Raw genomic sequence first — 17,343 nt, 5'->3', positions numbered from 1 at the left:
GGGCTGACCCGGCAGCTAGGCAGCGGCGCACTGGACATCGGCCTGCAGCTCACCCCCGACACGGTGCGCCGACTGGCCTGCGACGCCACCATCCTGCCCGCCGTCCTCGGCGGCGCAGGCCAGGTCCTCGACGTCGGTCGACAACGTCGACTCGTCACCGGGCCGCTGCGTCGGGCTCTGGTGCTGCGCGACGGCGGTTGTGCGTTCCCGGGCTGCGACCGGCCGCCGCGCTGGTGCGCCGCCCACCACATCCACCACTGGGCCGACGGCGGCCCGACCAGCCTCGACAACGCCGTGCTGCTCTGCGGCCACCACCACCGGCACATCCACCACAGCGAGTGGACGGTGCGGCTCGGCGACGACGGCAATCCGGAGTTCGTGCCACCGGCCTGGCTCGACCCCGACCAAATTCCGCGCCGCAACCACTACCACCGACGAACGTAGAAGGGCCCACGAAGACTGGCAGCCTGCCGGTCGACGAGCCAGTCCGTCTAGGGCGTGTCCTGCCGATCTTGTAGTGGTTGATCGCTGACGATGTGCCGGTGGTGCGTCGTGGTGAGTTGACCGATGAGGCGTGGGCGGTAATCGCGCCGCTGTTGCCGGAACCGGGCGGTGCTCGGGGGTGGTGGCAGGATCCTCGGCAGGTGATCAACGGGATTATGTGGAAGCTGCGCACGGGTGCGCCGTGGCGTGACCTGCCGGATCGCTTTGGGCCGTGGAAGACCTGCCACGAACGGCTGCGTCGCTGGACGGCCGACGGCACGTGGGATCGGATCCTGGCCGCGGCGCAAGTCCACGACGACGGCACACCGGTGCAGTGGACGATCAGCATCGACTCGTCGATCGTGCGGGCGCACCAGCATGCCGCTGGCGCCCGCAAAAAAAGGGGCTCTGCGACAAGTGCGGCGACACCTGGTGCGCAAGATGGTGAGGCCATCGGCCGATCCCGTGAAGGGCTGAGCACGAAGATCCACCTCGCCGTCGACGGTCGTGGTCGGTCGATGTCGATCCTGCTCACCCCGGGCCAGGCCGGCGACAACCCCCAACTACTGGCGTTGCTCGACGCGATCCGGGTCAACGAACCCGGACCCGGCCGGCCCCGCAAGCGCCCCGAGGTGCTGATCGCCGACAAGGGCTATGCGCATGACTCGACGCGTCGAGCCCTGCGGCAGCGAGGGATCCGGCACGTCGTCCCCGAACGGTCGGACCAGGTCGCCCGCCGGGCCGCCAAGGGCAGCGCGGGCGGGCGACCACCGGCCTTCGACAAGGCGGTCTACCGCAGGCGCAACGTCGTGGAACGCTGCTTCAACCGGCTCAAGCAGTGGCGTGACCTGGCCACCCGATACGCCAAACGCACATCCCTCTACCGCGCCAGCCTCGTCCTCATCGCCGCCATCATCTGGCTTCCATGATCGACAGAGAACCTAGTTGCTGCGTTTGCTGGCATCGAGGGCAGCCTGCTCCACTCGCTGGCGGTAGTCCAGCCACCATGACTCGTCGGCGGGGGGCAGATTGCCGTTCCTGGGCAGCAGTCCGGCCGCGCCGTCGATGAGTTCGCGCACGATGTCAGCGTGGCCGGCGTGCCGTTGTGTTTCCGCGATGACGTGGACCACGACGTGGTGCAACGTGACCGCTGCATCGCCCCACCACGGCACGCGGCCTACCTCATCCAGCGCAAGAGCTGCAATGGTGGTGTCGGCGTGGGCGATCGCGCGACGGTACAGTGCGACGACCTCCTCGCGGGTTTCATCCGCGGTCGCCCACATGTCGGCATTGGTTTCTGCTCCGTCGCCGACGTACGGCAGCTCCTGCTCGAACGGCCGGCCGAACACGACGCCGAAGTAGAGGATCTCCATGGCCGCCGAGTGCTTCACCAGACCGAGCAAGTTGGTAGCGGTCCGGGTTAACGGGCGGCGAATGTCGTATTCGCTGAGCCCGTCGAGCTTCCACAGCAGCGCGTCGCGGCCGCCCTTCAAGTAACTGTGCAGGTCCGCCTTCATCGCGGCACTATGGCATCCGGTTGGATGTCGCGCTGCCCCGGACGATTCGCAGAGCTCATGATCGGTAGGACAGCCCCTTGGATCGGCGCTTTCGCGGATCTGGGAGCCACGGTCAGCGGCTCAGATTCTGGCGGCCCTATTGCTTCAGGAAGTCAGTCACCGCTCGACGGAAGTCGTCCGGTTTCTCGACCCACGGCAGATGGCCGGCTCCGGCAAGGCTCACACGTCGGCTGTTGGCCAACGCGTGGTGCAACGAGTCGACGGCCCAGCGGGGACGAATGTCCTCGGTGCCACAGATGATCAGCACGGGCAGGTCCAGCGCCCGGCACCGCCCGGCCATGTCGGAGTTGCTGAGCTCCTGCCTGAACTCCGCGTTGAGGGCCTGGTTGCACTCGTGGTTGATGCCCAGCCATGGCGTGGCCATCCTCTCCGCGTGGTGTAGTGCGGTGCCCTGCTCGGCGAAGTCGACCGACCACTGGAGTACCGCCCGCTCACGTTCCTCCGCAGGTGTGCGGGCGTGGGCGCTGAGGGCCTCCCACCGGTCCAGCTGAGGCCCGAGCCGCAGCCTCAGGTTCCGCTTGTAGTGCGGGTGCCAGCCGTGATCGGGGTCGATCCCGGTCCCGGAGACGTAGATCAGATGGCTGACTCGCTCGGGGTGTTCGATGGCGTACCGCAACGCGAGGTGTGCACCCCACGAGTGACCCAACACAGCCGTTCGCGGTCCGGCCACCTGGTCTCGTACCGCGTCGAGGTCGGCCACGAAGCGGCCGAGGCGATACGGTCCGCGCCGCTGCGAGCGTCCGCACCCGCGCTGGTCCCAGCGGATGGTACGGGCGTGCCCGTCGAGCAGCCGGGCCAGCGGGCCGAGATAGTCCCAGAGGCCCGGACCGCCGTGACAGAGCACCAGCGGCGGCCCCGTGCCGGCCTGTTCGACCCACAGGCGGCACCCGTCGTCGCCGCGCACGTCCATGACCGACAGTATGGCGGCTCGGGTGGGCCCGCTTGTCTGCGCGGAACGGTCGGGTCGGAGGTCGGCGCGCATCCCCGCCCGGCGAAATGACTTGACCTCAAGCTCGGATGAGGTCCTAACCTCCGATATCGGAGGTAATGCATGAGCATGGAATTTGCCGCGTGGACGTCCCTGCACCACGCGATGAACGCACGGGACGAGCGCCCGCTGTCCCGCGTCACGTTGAAGCGCATCGCGCAGTTCGCGCGGCCACACCGTCCGCTGATCGTCAGGTTCCTGTTGTTGAGCGTGGTGACAGCCGTCCTCACGGTCGCGGCGCCGATTCTCGCCGGGCGGGTGGTCGACGCGATCGTGGACGGCGCCGACAGCAACGTCGTGATCCGGCTGGCGGTGCTGATCGCCCTGATCGCGCTCGCCGAGGCCGGCCTGGGTCTGGTGACGCGGTTCCTGTCCGCGAGCATCGGTGAGGGGCTGATCGTGCAGCTCCGGACGGCGGTCTTCGACCACGTCCAACGCATGCCCGTCGCGTTCTTCACCCGGACCCGCACGGGTGCGCTGGTCAGTCGGTTGAACAACGACGTGATCGGCGCGCAGCGCGCCTTCAGCGACACGCTGTCGAGCGTGGTCGGCAACACCGTCACGCTGATCCTGACGTTGGCCGTGATGCTCACCTTCTCGTGGCAGATCACGGTGCTGGCGCTCATCCTGCTGCCCATCTTCGTGCTACCCGCCCGACGCATGGGGTCGAAGCTCGCCCGGTTGCAGCGGGAGGCCGCCGAGCACAACGCCGCCATGAGTACCCGCATGACGGAACGGTTCTCCGCGCCCGGCGCCACGCTGGTCAAGCTGTACGGGCGGCCGGCCGAGGAGTCCGCCGAGTTCGCCGCACGGGCCCGACGGGTCCGCGACATCGGCGTCCGTACCGCAATGCTCCAGTGGGTCTTCATCACCGCGCTCACCGTTGTCGGCTCGCTGGCGCTGGCTCTGGTGTACGGGCTGGGCGGCCTCTACGCCCTACGGGGCAGCCTCGACGCCGGGACCGTGGTCGCCCTCGCACTGCTCCTGTCGCGCCTGTACGCGCCGTTGACGTCGCTGGCCAGCGCCCGGGTCGAGGTGATGAGCGCGCTGGTGAGCTTCGAGCGGGTGTTCGAGGTCCTGGACCTCAAGCCGCTGATCCTCGACAAGGCCGACGCCCGGCCCCTCCCCGAGGGACCGGTCGCTGTGGAGTTCGACGGCGTACGGTTCGGCTACCCGTCGGCGGACAAGGTGTCGCTCGCGTCCCTGGAGGACGTGGCGAAGCTCGACACGCGCGGCGGCGAGGAAGTGCTGCACGGTGTGTCGTTCCGCGCCGAGGCGGGGCAGATGGTCGCGCTCGTCGGCTCCTCCGGGGCGGGCAAGTCGACCATCGCGCAGCTCGTGCCACGCCTGTACGACGTCGAGGACGGTGCGGTGAAGCTCGCCGACGTCGACGTACGCGACCTGTCGGCCGAATCGATCCGGACGGCGTTGGGCGTGGTGACGCAGGACGGGCACCTCTTCCACGAGAGCATCCGCGCCAACCTGGTGTTCGCTCGCCCGGACGCGACCGAGGACGAGATGTGGGACGTGCTGCGGCGGGCCCGGCTCGACGAGCTGATCCGCTCGCTCCCGGACGGGCTCGACACCGTCGTCGGGGAACGCGGTTACCGATTGTCGGGCGGTGAGCGGCAGCGGCTCACCATCGCGCGGCTGCTGCTGGCCCGCCCGCGCGTGGTCATCCTCGACGAGGCGACAGCGCATCTCGACTCCACCTCGGAGGCGGCGGTCCAGGATGCTCTCGCCGAAGCCCTGACCGGCCGGACGAGCGTTGTCATCGCGCACCGGCTCTCCACCATCCGGGCAGCCGATCAGATCCTCGTCGTCGAGGACGGGCAGATCGTCGAACGGGGGCGGCACAGCGACCTGCTCGCCGCCGGTGGCCGGTACCAGGAGTTGTACAGCACCCAGTTCGCCCAGGACCAGCCGGCCGTCCAGGAGCAACGCGTCGCCGTCTGAGCCAGCCCGCCCGAAGCCCTGCCGCCGCCCACCCGGAGCGAGCACCAGGGCGGGCGGCGAACGACCAGTCGCCCGCCCTGAATGAGCCCCAGGGCGGGCGACGGCATCAGACGGTCAGTCGTCGTCGTCCTTGTCGTCCGCGTCGTCGTCCTTGTCGTCGGCGTCGTCGTCCTTGTCGTCGGCGTCGTCGACCGGCTCCTGCTCAGCCTTGACCACCGAGCCGTTGTCCCGGTCGACGTCCACCTCGTGCTCGGTGTCGCCCGCGACGATCTCGACGCTCCACACCGGCCGGCCGTTCTCCTGCTCGGCCTCGACCTCGGTGATCTGACCGCCACCGGCCTTGGCGAGCGCGATCTCACCGGCCCGCTTCTCGTCGACCGCGCCGCCAGCCGGAGCACCACCGGCCGGCGGACCGCTCGACGGAGCGCCGCTCGACGGCGTACCCGATGGGGTGTCGGCCGACGGCGAACCGCTGGCCGACGGCGAACCGCTGGCACCGGGCGCGTCCGTGGGCGTCGGGGCGACGGTCGCCGCGGCGAGGGTCGTGCCGCCCGACCGCGAGTCGTTCGCGGCGTTGACGCCCAGCGCGACCCCGGCCACCGCCAGCACCGCCGAACCGCCGACCGACGCCAGAAGCAGATTGGTGCGCTTCATCGTGGTGTCCACCTTTCCTCGGTTGTCGACTTCGAGGATCGGCTGAACTGGGATAGCAGCGCGCTGTCCGAACACTAAGGCCCGGTTAAGGCGTCGACGGCCGGGTCAGCCCCGCCGGTTGAGTTCCGCTTCGAGCCGCTGGACGAGCGTCTTGCGGTCCTTGCTGGCTCGTTCGTTACGCAGGGCGGTCTTGAGCTGTCGCGTGTCCAGGCCGCGGACCAGCTTGACCGCCTCGGTTACCGACATCTCTGTCATCTGGCCGGCCGTCGTGGCGTCTCGCCGCGCTCGTTTGGCCGGCCCGGTGTTGGCCACGTACTGCTTACCGGTCCGGGACGCTTCGCGCTTCTTGGTGTCGGTAGCGCGCTTCTGGCTCTCCGACATCTCGTCCCAGGCCTTCTTGGGCAGGTAACGGCTCGTCGTGCCGCCCTTGCGCGCTCGGGTGTCACCCTCCTTCGTCTGCCACTTCTCGTTGCCCCAGCGCTGCAGAGCCTTCTGCCGATCGTCCTTCTGGCCCAGGAATCCCCCGCCGCGCCTCTTGTACTCCTGCGTGACCAGTTGCGACTTTCGCGCCGACCACTGCCCCGGCCTGCCGCCCTTGTCGGAAGCCTTGATTTCTTCCTTGATCTGCTCTCTGAGCTCGGGTTTCGTATACCGCGCCATGACTGGCAGCTACCCGGCACCGCGGCGGCTATGCCTCCGGCAACGACACCGGCGGCCCGAGCCGCAGCAGCACCTGCGCCCCGCCGCCCGGACCGGCACGCAGGTCCAGGCGACCGCCGGCGGCCTGCGCGGCGCGGCGGGCGATGTCCAGGCCGAGACCGGTCGACCCGGCCGCGCTCGCGCCTCGCTGGACCGCACCGGCCGGCATGCCCGGACCCTCGTCGGCGACGGTGAGGACCACCTCCCCGGCGTCGCGGGCGAGCCCGACGGCGAACGGCGTGCCGTCGGGGGTGTGCGCGAAGACGTTGCCGAGCAGCGCGTCCACGGCCGCCGTCAGATGGTCGGCGGCCACACCGACCGGGAGGGGGCCGGAGGCCAGATCGAGGGTGACGGCCCGACCGGTGTCCTCGGCCAGCACCGACCAGAACGCGACCCGGTCGGCGACGATCGCCGCCGCGTCCGCCACGGCCGGCTGGGCCGCCGGTGAGTGACGCCACCGGGCCTGTCGGATCAGCCCGGTGACCGCGCGTTCGAGACCGTCGGCCGCCGCGGTGATCCGGGCGGCGTCGTCCGGGTCGCGCAACGACTCCGCCTCCAGCCGCAGTGCCGTCAGCGGGGTACGCAACTGGTGCGACAGGTCGGCGACCTGTTCGCGCTCCTGGACCAGGAGCACCTGGATGCGGGTGGCGAGATGGTTGAGCGCGCCGGCCACCTCGCGCAGCTCGGGCGGGCCGGCGGGGATGACCCGGGCGTCCAACTCGGCGTTGGCCAGACGGTGGGAGACGGCGGAGAGGTCGCTGATCGGGCGGACCAGGGTGCGCGCCAACCGGTCGGCGACCAGCAACCCGATCAGCACGAGGATCACGCCGAGCAGCGCCAGTACCAACCAGGCCCTGGTGACCCCGGCGGTCAACTCGTGCTGCGGCACCGCGATCCGGATCACGCCGGTGCCGTCCGCCCGACCCTGCACGGCGATGACCACCTCACGGCCGTCCGCCGACTCCCCGGTGAGGCTCTGCCCGCGCGCGGCCAGCGCCACCGCCGGGGTACGAGGGGTCTGCGCGCCGAGCACCGTCCCGTCCGGCAGGAAGACGCTCACCGGCCGTCCGGACTCCGCCGCGAGCTGCTCCACGGTGAGCCGGATGGTCGCCGCGTCGGCGGTGCCGACCACCGGCACCAGGCTCTGCGCGTCGGCGGTGGCCCGGACGGTGGCCCGGTCCTCCGCGACGGTACGGACCAGCAACGCCAGCGGCACCAGGAACGCGACGAGGGTGAGCACGCTGACCGCGGCGACCAGCAGCGCGAGACGTGCCCTCACGGCTGCGCCGCCGGCGCTTCGAGGCGGACCCCGACCCCGCGCACGGTGTGCAGGTAGCGAGGCTGCTGTGCGTTCTCCCCCAACTTGCGACGCAACCAGGACAGGTGCACGTCGACGGTCTTGTCCGCGCCCCCGTACGGGATCTGCCAGACCTCAGTGAGCAGCTCACGTTTGGTGACCACCTGGCCGGGTCGGCCGGCCAGGTGGTGCAGCAGGTCGAACTCGCGGGGGGTCAGCTCGACAGTCACCCCGTCCAGGGTGACCTGCCGGGCCCGGGGGTCGACGCGGAGCCCACCGACGACGAGCGCCGCCTCCTGCGCGTCGGCGCCGGCTGGGCCCCGGCGCAGCACCGCCCGGGCGCGCGCGTCAAGCTGCGCCGCGGTGAACGGCTTGACCACGTAGTCGTCGGCGCCCGCGTCGAGCACCCGCACGATCTCGGTCTCGTCGTCGCGCGCGGTGGCCACGATCACCGGTACCGAGCTGACCGCGCGCAGCATCCGCAGCAGTTCACGCCCGTCCAGGTCGGGCAGGCCCAGGTCGAGCACGACGAGGTCGGGCCGGTCCTCCAGCGCGTCGCGGAGCCCGGCCATCGCGGTCGAGGCCGCGGCCACCGCATGGCCGCGTTCCCGGAGGGCACGGATCAGCGGGGTACGGATGGTCAGGTCGTCCTCGATGAGCAGCAGGCGGGCCACAGGTGGCAGGCTAACCGCTTCCGCTGCCGGCGAGACGCACGTTAACCGTGCCTTAGCCTCCGCATGTGCCGACGACAACGATTGATCGGGGATAGTCGGAGCATGGGCCGTCGTTCGATCCTCGTCGCCACCGGGTGGGTGGCCACCGCCGCCGCGGCAACCCTGATCGGGTTGGGCGCGATCCGGTTGGTGGGCGAGAGCATCACCGGCACCCCGGGCGGGGTGCGCAGCGAAGCCGAGATCGAGCGGGCGCTCGCCGCACCGGAACCGGTGCCCACCGGCACGACCGGTGCCGCCTCCACCGCACCGGGCACGAGCGCCGCGCCGAGCGCCAGCTCCGGGGTCCGCCGGGGGTTCGCCACCGACGGCGGCACGGCCGTGGCCGAGTGCGGCACCGGCGGCGTACGCCTCGTGTCCTGGGCCCCCGCCCAGGGCTACCGGGTCCGGGACGTGGACCGGGGCCCGGACGACGACGTCGAGGTCACGTTCCAGGGGCCGACCCGGGAGTACGAGTTGAAGGTGCGCTGCATCGGCTCGGAGCCGGTGTCCGTCGCCGACGACTGACCCGCGGGGACGGACGTGGCCGGCACGGAGACCCGTGCCGGCCACGTCGGTGGTGGTGGTTCAGCTGGTGTACGCCTCCACCTCCCAGAGCGAATGGCCGTAGCCGGTGCCCCGGGCGGTGCCGTTGATCCGCAGATAGCGACCGTTGGCGTTGAGCGCTGTGTGTTCGTCCACTCCGCCGTCGCCGCCGGTCACCGACTTCACAGTGGTCCAGGTGGTGCCGTCGTTCGAGGTCTGGATCTGGTACGCGCTGCTGTACGCCGCCTCCCAGCTCAGCTTGACCCGACCGATCGCGGTCGGGCTGCCGAGGTCGACGCGGATCCACTGCGGGTCGGAGAAGGTGCTCGACCAGCGGGTGGTGAGGCTGCCGTCGACCGCCTGGGCGCCCGTCACGTCGACGCCCTCGTTGCTGGACGTCGTCGTCGGCTTGTTCAGGAGCAGGTTGCCCGTCGGTCCGGTCGGGCCGCCGGTGCCGCCGTACACCTCGAACTCGAACAGCGAGTAGCCCCAGGCGGTGCCCCGGGTGGTGCCGAGGAGTCGGACGTACCGGCCGGAGCCGGTGAGCCCGGTCAGGTCGTCCACTCCGCCGTCGCCGCCGGTCACCGTGCGGATCGTGGTGAAGTTGACGCCGTCCGGGGAGGTCTGGATCTGGTAGCCGCTGCCGTACGCCGCCTCCCAGGTCAGCTTGACCCGGTTGATCGCGTAGGTGGCACCGAGGTCCACGTCGATCCACTGCGGATCACTGAACGCGCTGCCCCAGCGGGTGCCGGCCACGCCGTCGAACGCGTTGGCCGCGCCGTACGCGCCCTCGAAGCTGGACGCTCGCGCCGGCTTGCCCCGGGCCAGGTTCGCACCCGGCTCGGGATCCGGGTCGGGGTCCGGGTCCGGCCCCGGTCCGCCGGGGCTGGTGGAGAGGGTGAACTCGTCGATGTCGAAGTACGGGCCAGTGCCCTTGAAGACCAGGAACAGGGTCCGGGTGCCGGTGAGAGCGGTGATCCCTCCGGTGACAGTGGCGAAGGTGGCGTACCCGCCGGTGGAGGTGACGGTGGCCGAGCCGACCAGCGGGCCGGTGGGCGAGTCCACCCGCAGCTCCAACGTGCCACCGCCGCCGGCCGGCGCGCCGACCCGGGCACTGAACGACTGGACGCCGGTCAGGTTGTACGGGCGGAACGAGATCCAGTCGTTGTTGTCGATGTAGCCGACCGCCGCGCCGCCGTGCCCGGCCGCACCCGCCACGATCTGGACGCCGGACGAGTCACCGAAGTGCTCGGCCTGCCGTACCCGAGGTTGCAGGACGGCCTGGGTGTGCGTGGTCAGCGCGGGCTGACCACCGCCGCCCAGGTCGGTGTATTCGGCGTCGATGATGCCGAAGATGTTCGCCGCGGTGTCGTGCTCGCCGTCGGCCGAGGTCTGGATGACCCCGGAGCAGCCCTGCACACTGCCGAGCTGGTGGCCGTGCGAGTCGTGGCCGAGGACGTAGTTCACCTTGACCCGGGTGCAGTTGATCGCACCGTCCTGGGCGTCGGTGACGGTGACGGTGAACGGCACCGCGTCCCCGAAGGTGAAGGTCTGCCCGTTCAACGGGGTGTTCACGGTGACCACCGGGGCGCTGTTGCCGACCGTGACCACCACGCTCGCGGTCGCCGTCTTGCCGGTGGTGTCCCGGACCGTCAACGTCGGGCTGCGGGTCCCGTTGGTGGTGTACGTGAAGCTCGGGTTCGCCGCCGTCGAGTCGGTGGTGCCGTTGTTGTCGAAGTCCCAGGCGTAGGTGAACGGGTCCCCGTCCGGGTCGAGGGTGCCTGCGGAGGAGAAGGCCACGGTCAGCGGCGCGGTGCCACTGGTCGGGGTGGCGGACACCTTCGCGACGGGCGCCCGGCCCTCGCGGGCGTACTCGATGCGGTAGAGCGCCGAGTTCGCGTCGCCGTTGAACCAGCCGGTGCCGTAGTCGAGGACGTAGAGCGCGCCGTCGGGGCCGAACTCCATGTCCATCACCTGGGTGCCGGTCCACGGGAAGGGGTTGATCTTCAGTGGTTGGCCGGTCGAGTCGAGCTTGATGTTCTTGATCCAGCGGCGACCGAACTCACCGGCGAAGTAGGTCCCGTCGTAGTACTCGGGGAACGCCACGGGCGAGGTGCTGGTGCGGTCGTACCGGTAGACCGGGCCACCCATCGGCGACAGGCCGCCACCGGTGAACTCCGGCGGCGAACCGGAGCCGCCGTACGGCAACCAGGCCGGGACGGCCGGCGGGAGCTGGGTGATGCCGGTGTTGTTGGGTGAGTTGTTCACCGGCCCGCCCGCGCAGTTGAACTTCGCCCCGGACGGTCCGGACGGGAAGGTGTAGTCGTTGTACGCGTCGTTGCGGGCGGTGCAGTAGGGCCAGCCGTAGAAGCCGGGCCGGTCGATGCGGGCGAACTCGACGTTGCCCGCCGGGCCCCGGTTCGGGTCGGCGGTGCCCGCGTCCGGACCGTAGTCGCCGAGGTAAACGATGCCGGTGGCTTTGTCCACGCTCATCCGGAACGGGTTGCGGAAGCCCATCGCGTAGATCTCCGGACGGGTCCGCGCGGTGCCCGGGGCGAACATGTTGCCGGACGGGATGGTGTAGCCGCCGGCCGCGCTCGGCTTGATCCGGAGCACCTTGCCGCGCAGGTCGTTGCTGTTCGCCGAGGTGCGCTGCGCGTCGAACGCCGGGTTGCGTCCGGCGCGCTCGTCGATCGGGGTGAAGCCGGCCGAGTCGAACGGGTTGGTGTCGTCGCCGGTGGACAGGTAGAGGTTGCCCGCCGCGTCGAAGTCCATGTCACCGCCGACGTGGCAGCACATGCCCCGGCTGGTCGGCACATTGAGGATCAGCGTCTCGCTGGCCAGGTTGATGGTGTTGTCCGCGTTGACGGTGAACCGGGCGAGCCGGTTGACGCCCTCCCAGACGGCGAAGTCGGCCGGGGTGCCGGTGGCCGGTGCGCCACCACCGGGTGTGCTCAGTGGTGGGGCGTAGAACGCGTACACCCAGCGGTTGGTGGCGAAGTTGGGGTCGGCCTTGATGCCCTGCAGGCCCTCCTCGTCGCCGGTGTAGACCGGCAGGGTGGCGGCGATTTTGGTGTTGCCGTTGGCGTCGGTGTGCCGGATCACGCCGTTGCGGGAGGTGTGCAGTACGCCCCGGTCGGGCAGGACGGTGAGGCTCATCGGCTCACCGGTCTCGGCCGCGCCCTTGGCCAGCTCCACCTGTTGGAAGCTGCTGTTGACGGTGCCACCGCAGTCGGCGTCGACCTCCCCCGCCGCGGTCCTGATGCCGCCGAGCAGGTGCTGGCGGAAGCTCGCCTCGCTGTACGACGCGTCGGTGTGGCCCAGGCCGGTGTACCAGGCTCGGCCGCCGGAGTAGTTCTGGCACCAGGAGATCGGGTGATCGGCCCCCATGCTGCCGCCGGTGTAGGTGGTCTCGTCCAGCGTGGCCAGCACGTGCACGTTGCCCCGGGGGTTGGTCCGGTAGTTGTACAGCTCGTCGAACCGGCTCCACCGCTGCGGCAACCCCGCGGTGGACGGGTGCACCTGGTCGGCGACCTTGACGGTGACGGTCTGCTCGGCCGGGTGCGAGGCGAAGTACGCCCCGACCAGCCCGCCGTACCACGGCCAGTCGTACTCGGTGTCGGAGGCGGAGTGCACGCCGACGTACCCGCCGCCGCCGGTGATGTAGCGCTCGAACGCGGCCTGCTGGGCGGCGTTGAGCACGTCGCCGGTGGTGGACAGCCAGATCACCGCGGCGAACCGGTCCAGGTTGGCGTCGGTGAACTGGGCGGCGTCCTCGGTGGCTTCGACGGTGAACCCGTTGGCCGCGCCGAGTTGCTGGATGGCGGCGATGCCGGGGGTGATGGATCCGTGCCGGAACCCGGCGGTCTTGCTGAAGACCAGGACGGTGAACGGTGCGGCGCTGGCCGTGGGTGGCGCGGCGACGATGCCGCCCGCCACGAGGATCGTGCTCAGCGCGAGGCCGAGCCACGATCTCAGGGATCTGCGCACAGTGGGGTCCTTTCGCGGTGCGGGGACGGCGTGCGCCGATCACGCCAGGCGGTGGTGGGACGAGACATGTGAATGCATCGTTGCGTCCCGGTGACGGGCGCGTCAAGGACTCTCCCACCATCCGTGAGAGCGTTATCTCCGCAGGTCAGGGACGACTGTGCAACACAAGATCGAATAACGGTTTTCGGGCCGGGATCCGCGCGTGGAGGCCCCGGAACGATCGGAGCCCCTCCACACGGTCGCTCGTTCGCGCTCAGGGGTTAGGCAAGGCTGCCCTAGCCAAAATATCCCGAGAAAGCGCGAATTGTCCCGTCGGTGCTGGGTACTGCGATGACCCGCACCACCGACGGAAGCGAGAACGCCGATGACCGACATGCTGGAGATGCCGCGGGTACACGAGTGCACAGTCACCGACTGCGGCTACAACCACGATGGCTGCCACGCCTTCGCCATCACCATCGGGCAGCAGAACGCCAGCTGCGCCACGTTCATCGACACCTCGGCGAAGGGCGGGCTGGACCGCGTCATCGCCCAGGTCGGGGCCTGCAAGCGCAGCGACTGCCAGCACAACGCCGAGTTGGAGTGCCACGCACCGTCCATCCGGGTCGGCCCGGGCCAGGACATCGCCGACTGCCAGACGTATCAACCGAGCTGAGCAGACGGGGGGCGGCCGTGACGGCCGCCCCCGAACCGCGTCCCAGCTCAGCGACCGCCCGCGACCAGCTCGGCGATCATCCCCTCGCAGCTCCGGACGACGACCTGCGCCCCGCGCCGCTGCGCCAGCGGAAGCAGGGGGTCCTCGGCCCGGTCCCGCCACCGCCACTGCGCCTCGGCGGCGACCTCCCAGAGCCGCTGCGCGGTCGCCTCGTGCTCGACACCGAGCCGGGCGGCGAGGCCCACCCCGTTGCCCCCGACCAGCCGCTGCGCCTCGTCGGCCAGCTCAGCGTCGAACCCGAGCCGGGTGTTACGCAACGCCACCAGCAGGCGCAACTCCCGGAACTCGTGCGCACCCGCGAGGATCTGCTCGACCGCGCCGACCAACTCGTCCGAACCCCGGGTGGGTTCGGCCCGCAGCAACGTCTCCACCGCGGCCAGCGCTGACCGGGCCTTCAGCGCGTCGCGGCGGTCGATGAAGCAGCGGGTCACCGACTCGCGCAGCTCGGTGAGACCGCTGCGCCGGATCAGCTCGGCGGAGAGCTTCACCCGGCTGTCGAATCCACTTCGGACCAGGGTGGCCGCCAGCCGGACACCGAAGATCCCGAACCGGTCCAGCAGCGCGACGCGTACCTCGGTGTCCAGCCGGACCGGCAGCTCGCCCCGGAGAAAGCGATCGGCCGAGATCAGGTGGGCGTCCAGCTCCGCCCGGGGTACGCGGGCCAGGGCCGCGAGCGCCGCGAAGTCCGACTCGCCGAGCATCCTGCCCGCCAGGCCGAGCATCCCACTGCACGCCACCACGTTCACACTGAGCGCGCTCACCCTCGGATCACGGTAGTGCCGCCGGGCGAGCTGGCGGGCGGTGAGCAGACCGTCGATCCGACCTCCCCCGGTCTCGTCCGCCCTGGACAACACCATGATCACGTTGACCGGGGCGGCCTGCCCGACGGCGCCGTCGCGGGCCGCCTCCAGCACCCGCAGATCACTGTCGCGGCCGTCCCGGGTCAGGTACAACACCGCGTCCGAGTCCCTCAGCACCCGCTCCAACAGGGACGCCCGTCCCTGCTCGACGTCACCGTTGACCGCCGGGGTGTCGATGAGCGTGATCTGCCGCAGCGCCCGCGTCGGCCACTGCACGACGATGTCGCGTAGATCGCCGGTGTCCCAGCCGAGATCCACCCGCAGGCCGGTCGCCGACTTCACCACCGCCAGCTCCTGCGGAGGCTGACCCGACGGGTACGCGGTGGCGCGTGGCACCGGGCCGTCCTCGTACCAGGTGAAGACGCCGTCGGCCCGCTCGACAGGTGCGACCTCCTCACCCATCAACGCGTTGACCACTGTCGACTTGCCGGATCGCCATGGGCCCGCGACCGCGATGCGCAGTGGTTGCTCCAGCCGGGCCACCTGGTTGCGCAACTGCCCCACGACCCGCGGGTCGTCCTGGTAGAGACCGATGGCCTGGTGCAGCAGGCCCCACGCCGCCTCGTCCAGGCGCAGCCCCACCGTCATGTCTGCGGTTCCAGCAGCAGCGGGGCGGACCGTACGCCGGTCAACTGCTGTGCCTGCTCGTAGAGCGCTGCCAGTCGGGTCATCTTCAGCCGGATCTCGCGCTGTCGCTGCTCGCGAAGGGAGGCATCGGTGTCGGCTTCCTGCTTCGCGCTGCGGAACGACTGGACGATCGCCTCCTGCAGCTCCTCGGTCAGCGCCGTGAAGTGGTCGCGCAGCATCCGCTGCACCTGGCGGACAGCGTCCCGGCAGTCTCGGCTGATCCGGACGAAGACGTCGTCGACGTGGCGCTGGATGGTGGTCTTGACGGTCGCCTGCCGGCGGCGGAGCAACTGCTTGCTCTCGTCACGGATGCTCTTGCCACCGAAGAGCGCACCGATGCCGACCGAGACCGGGTTGATCATCGGCATCCCGGCCAGGGTGGTTGCCAGACCGAACATCAGCATGCCGCCGTACGAGCCCTTCATACCGGTGAACAACTTCTGGCCGGTGGTGAACCTGTCGATCATCGGCCGTTGCAGCTCCGGCATCCGCTCGCCGATGTCGTCCGGCATGGACATCGACCAGGCCGGCAGCACGTCGTAGCCGTACCTGTTGAAGTTGGCGGCCACCCGGCGGGCGATCCAGTCGCAGCGCTGGATCAGCCACTCACGGTTCGCCTCGGCCGCCTCGATCAGGCTCCTCTCCAGCCAGTCCTGGAAGGTGTCCCAGGCCACCAGAGGATCGGCGGTGTCGAACGCCTCGTCCACCGTACGCAGGATCTCCCGCGTACGGTCGCGAAGGTCGTACTCGATGTCGGAGAGCAGGTCGCCGATCTCGTCGTTGAGCGTGTTCTGCCAGCGGGTGGAACACCTGCGCAGCTCGTCGACCTCGCGCTGCGCCGCGTGCAACCGGGAGATCGGCCCGGACTGCTCCTCGGTCTCCTGGGTCGCCAACTCGGCGCGCAGCGGAGCGGCCAACTGCTCCACGACCGTCCGGGCAACCGTCTGCACCGATGCGCGGGCCAGGTGGTTGGCCTTGCCGGCCAGGTCGCGCTGTAGTCGAGCGATCAGCTCGGGAAACCCGGACTCGGCGTTGAGGCCACGGTCGTCGGCCGCGGCGGCGCGCAGTCGCAGGGTCGCCGAGACCGGGATCAGCGTCACCGGGACGCCGGCCTCCACCAGGTGTTGCCGGTTACGTTCGGCGACCGCACGCCAGTCGGCCACCAGGTCGGTCTTGCTCTGCACCACGACCACGTTCGGGTGCGACCGCATGACGTGCAGCACCATGTTCAGCTCGGCGACCGACAGCTCCCGGGTGGAGTCGGAGACCAGCAGCACGACGTCCGCGCGGGCCGGAGCAGCGACCGGGGCGGCACCGCCGACACCGGCGACCTCGTCGGTGCCGGGAGTGTCCACCAGCACCATCCCGGCGCCGAGGAGGGCGCGTGGCACCCCGATCTCGACGTACGCCGGGCCGCCGCCCGGACGACGACCGACCATTCCGGCCACGCCCGCGGCGACCTGGTTGAGCGCGACCGGCGTTCGCTCGACGGTCACCGCCTCGGCAGCGCCGGCGGGACGGCCCGAGGCCGGCGCCGGAGCCTGCGCGACCACCGCCGACGGGGCCTCGGCGTGCCGCACGACGGTCGGCAGCACTGTCGTGCGGCCGTCGCCGACCGGGCAGGCCGGGGCGTTGATGATCGCGTTGATCAGCTGACTCTTGCCCTGGTTCGGTTCGCCGATGACGAGGACGCGCAGCGTCGGGTCCAGCAGTTGGGCACGCTTCTGCCGCACCGTCTGGAGCAGGTCAGCACGACCGTGTGCACTGCACGTGCGCGCGATCTCGTCCAGCACGTCCAACCAGATCCCGGCCATCACCGCACCAAGTGTGCGGATTTCGGCTCAATTATCAAGAGGGGCCGGGTGGGGAACCGGAGAGGACCGGACCGCCCGAGGCGATCCGGTCCCCCGCTCCGACCGGAGATCCGGGTCAGAGCAGACCGCCGGTGATACCCAGCAGCCCGTGATCGGACGAGGCGTGCGAGTCGCCGCCGAGCACACCGTCGGTGACCCCACCCGTCACGTCACCGACAGTGCCGGTGACACCGGGGAGGAGGCTGTCCACCTGGTGCGTCACGCCGCCCACCGCCGACGGCACGTCGAGCGGTGGGACCACACCGCCGACGACGCCGTCGCCGTGCCCGAGGCCGAGCCCACCCAGGGTGTCGTTGACACCGAGGGAGTTCACGACCCCGCCGAGTTGACCGTGGGTGCCGGACAGGACACCACCGGTCAGGTCGCC

15 protein-coding genes are annotated in these 17,343 nt (G+C 70.5%); 5 read left to right on the top strand and 10 right to left on the bottom strand.

From position 1 onward, the window contains the following. Both ACWCO3_RS17135 and ACWCO3_RS17130 read left to right on the top strand, forming a co-directional pair. Nucleotides 1-444, top strand: a 444-nt coding sequence (locus ACWCO3_RS17135; protein WP_450010830.1) for a DUF222 domain-containing protein, incomplete at its 5' end; no start/stop codon positions are given. Nucleotides 445-545: 101 nt separating this feature from the next. Then, nucleotides 546-1,412 (top strand): IS5 family transposase, encoded by an 867-nt coding sequence (locus tag ACWCO3_RS17130; RefSeq protein WP_450010832.1) that lies wholly within the window; start codon nucleotides 546-548, stop codon nucleotides 1,410-1,412. A gap of 12 nt (nucleotides 1,413-1,424) precedes the next feature. On the opposite strand, the gene ACWCO3_RS17125 is transcribed toward ACWCO3_RS17130, so the two are convergent. After that, nucleotides 1,425-2,000: a DinB family protein gene (locus ACWCO3_RS17125; RefSeq protein WP_450010828.1), complete on the bottom strand. Its 576-nt coding sequence runs from the start codon at nucleotides 1,998-2,000 to the stop codon at nucleotides 1,425-1,427. Between the two features lie 136 nt (nucleotides 2,001-2,136). Continuing rightward, complete coding sequence (locus ACWCO3_RS17120) at nucleotides 2,137-2,970, bottom strand: alpha/beta fold hydrolase (protein ID WP_358164631.1); 834 nt, start codon at nucleotides 2,968-2,970, stop codon at nucleotides 2,137-2,139. Nucleotides 2,971-3,111: 141 nt separating this feature from the next. Here ACWCO3_RS17120 and ACWCO3_RS17115 point away from each other — a divergent pair, with 141 nt between their 5' ends. Further along, entirely contained in the window at nucleotides 3,112-5,004 is a 1,893-nt protein-coding gene (locus ACWCO3_RS17115; RefSeq protein WP_450010826.1) for an ABC transporter ATP-binding protein, read from the top strand. A 114-nt stretch (nucleotides 5,005-5,118) separates the two neighbouring features. Here ACWCO3_RS17115 and ACWCO3_RS17110 read toward each other — a convergent pair whose 3' ends face one another. The 4 genes from ACWCO3_RS17110 to ACWCO3_RS17095 form a co-directional block, all read right to left on the bottom strand. After that, nucleotides 5,119-5,658 (bottom strand): PepSY domain-containing protein, encoded by a 540-nt coding sequence (locus ACWCO3_RS17110; RefSeq protein WP_145780453.1) that lies wholly within the window; start codon nucleotides 5,656-5,658, stop codon nucleotides 5,119-5,121. A gap of 105 nt (nucleotides 5,659-5,763) precedes the next feature. Continuing rightward, the gene (locus tag ACWCO3_RS17105) at nucleotides 5,764-6,318 is read right to left on the bottom strand and encodes a DUF5872 domain-containing protein (RefSeq protein WP_145780452.1); all 555 of its coding nucleotides are present in this window, start codon (nucleotides 6,316-6,318) and stop codon (nucleotides 5,764-5,766) included. Between the two features lie 28 nt (nucleotides 6,319-6,346). Then, a complete protein-coding gene (locus ACWCO3_RS17100; protein ID WP_450010823.1) occupies nucleotides 6,347-7,636 on the bottom strand; it encodes an ATP-binding protein in 1,290 nt (429 codons plus the stop codon). Continuing rightward, nucleotides 7,633-8,328 carry a response regulator transcription factor gene (locus ACWCO3_RS17095; protein ID WP_355023604.1) on the bottom strand — a complete coding sequence of 232 codons (696 nt, stop codon included), beginning with the start codon at nucleotides 8,326-8,328 and terminating at the stop codon, nucleotides 7,633-7,635. Before ACWCO3_RS17095 ends, ACWCO3_RS17100 begins: the two co-directional genes overlap by 4 nt. Before the next feature lie 102 nt (nucleotides 8,329-8,430). Here ACWCO3_RS17095 and ACWCO3_RS17090 point away from each other — a divergent pair, with 102 nt between their 5' ends. Further along, nucleotides 8,431-8,892 (top strand): septum formation initiator, encoded by a 462-nt coding sequence (locus tag ACWCO3_RS17090; RefSeq protein ID WP_145780447.1) that lies wholly within the window; start codon nucleotides 8,431-8,433, stop codon nucleotides 8,890-8,892. Nucleotides 8,893-8,952: 60 nt separating this feature from the next. Here ACWCO3_RS17090 and ACWCO3_RS17085 read toward each other — a convergent pair whose 3' ends face one another. Next, nucleotides 8,953-12,900 (bottom strand): ThuA domain-containing protein, encoded by a 3,948-nt coding sequence (locus ACWCO3_RS17085; protein WP_450010820.1) that lies wholly within the window; start codon nucleotides 12,898-12,900, stop codon nucleotides 8,953-8,955. A 364-nt stretch (nucleotides 12,901-13,264) separates the two neighbouring features. Between ACWCO3_RS17085 and ACWCO3_RS17080 the strand changes: the two genes are divergently transcribed. Next, a complete protein-coding gene (locus ACWCO3_RS17080) occupies nucleotides 13,265-13,555 on the top strand; it encodes a DUF1540 domain-containing protein (RefSeq protein ID WP_145780445.1) in 291 nt (96 codons plus the stop codon). 47 nt (nucleotides 13,556-13,602) lie between these two features. On the opposite strand, the gene ACWCO3_RS17075 is transcribed toward ACWCO3_RS17080, so the two are convergent. From ACWCO3_RS17075 to ACWCO3_RS17065, 3 genes are all read right to left on the bottom strand, one after another. Then, on the bottom strand, nucleotides 13,603-15,063 hold the full coding sequence (locus ACWCO3_RS17075) for a P-loop NTPase family protein (RefSeq protein WP_145780444.1): 1,461 nt from the start codon (nucleotides 15,061-15,063) through the stop codon (nucleotides 13,603-13,605). Then, nucleotides 15,060-16,916, bottom strand: coding sequence for a dynamin family protein (locus ACWCO3_RS17070; RefSeq protein ID WP_145780443.1), 1,857 nt, complete (start codon nucleotides 16,914-16,916; stop codon nucleotides 15,060-15,062). The genes ACWCO3_RS17075 and ACWCO3_RS17070 overlap by 4 nt, the downstream gene beginning before the upstream one ends. Nucleotides 16,917-17,031: 115 nt before the next feature. Beyond that, the coding region (locus tag ACWCO3_RS17065; protein WP_450010817.1) for a hypothetical protein at nucleotides 17,032-17,343 on the bottom strand (312 nt) is incomplete at its 5' end.

This window comes from Micromonospora sp. NPDC002411 (genome assembly GCF_053592955.1).
Note: the sequence above shows the minus strand (reverse complement) of the source record. Positions and strands in the feature narration are given on the sequence as shown.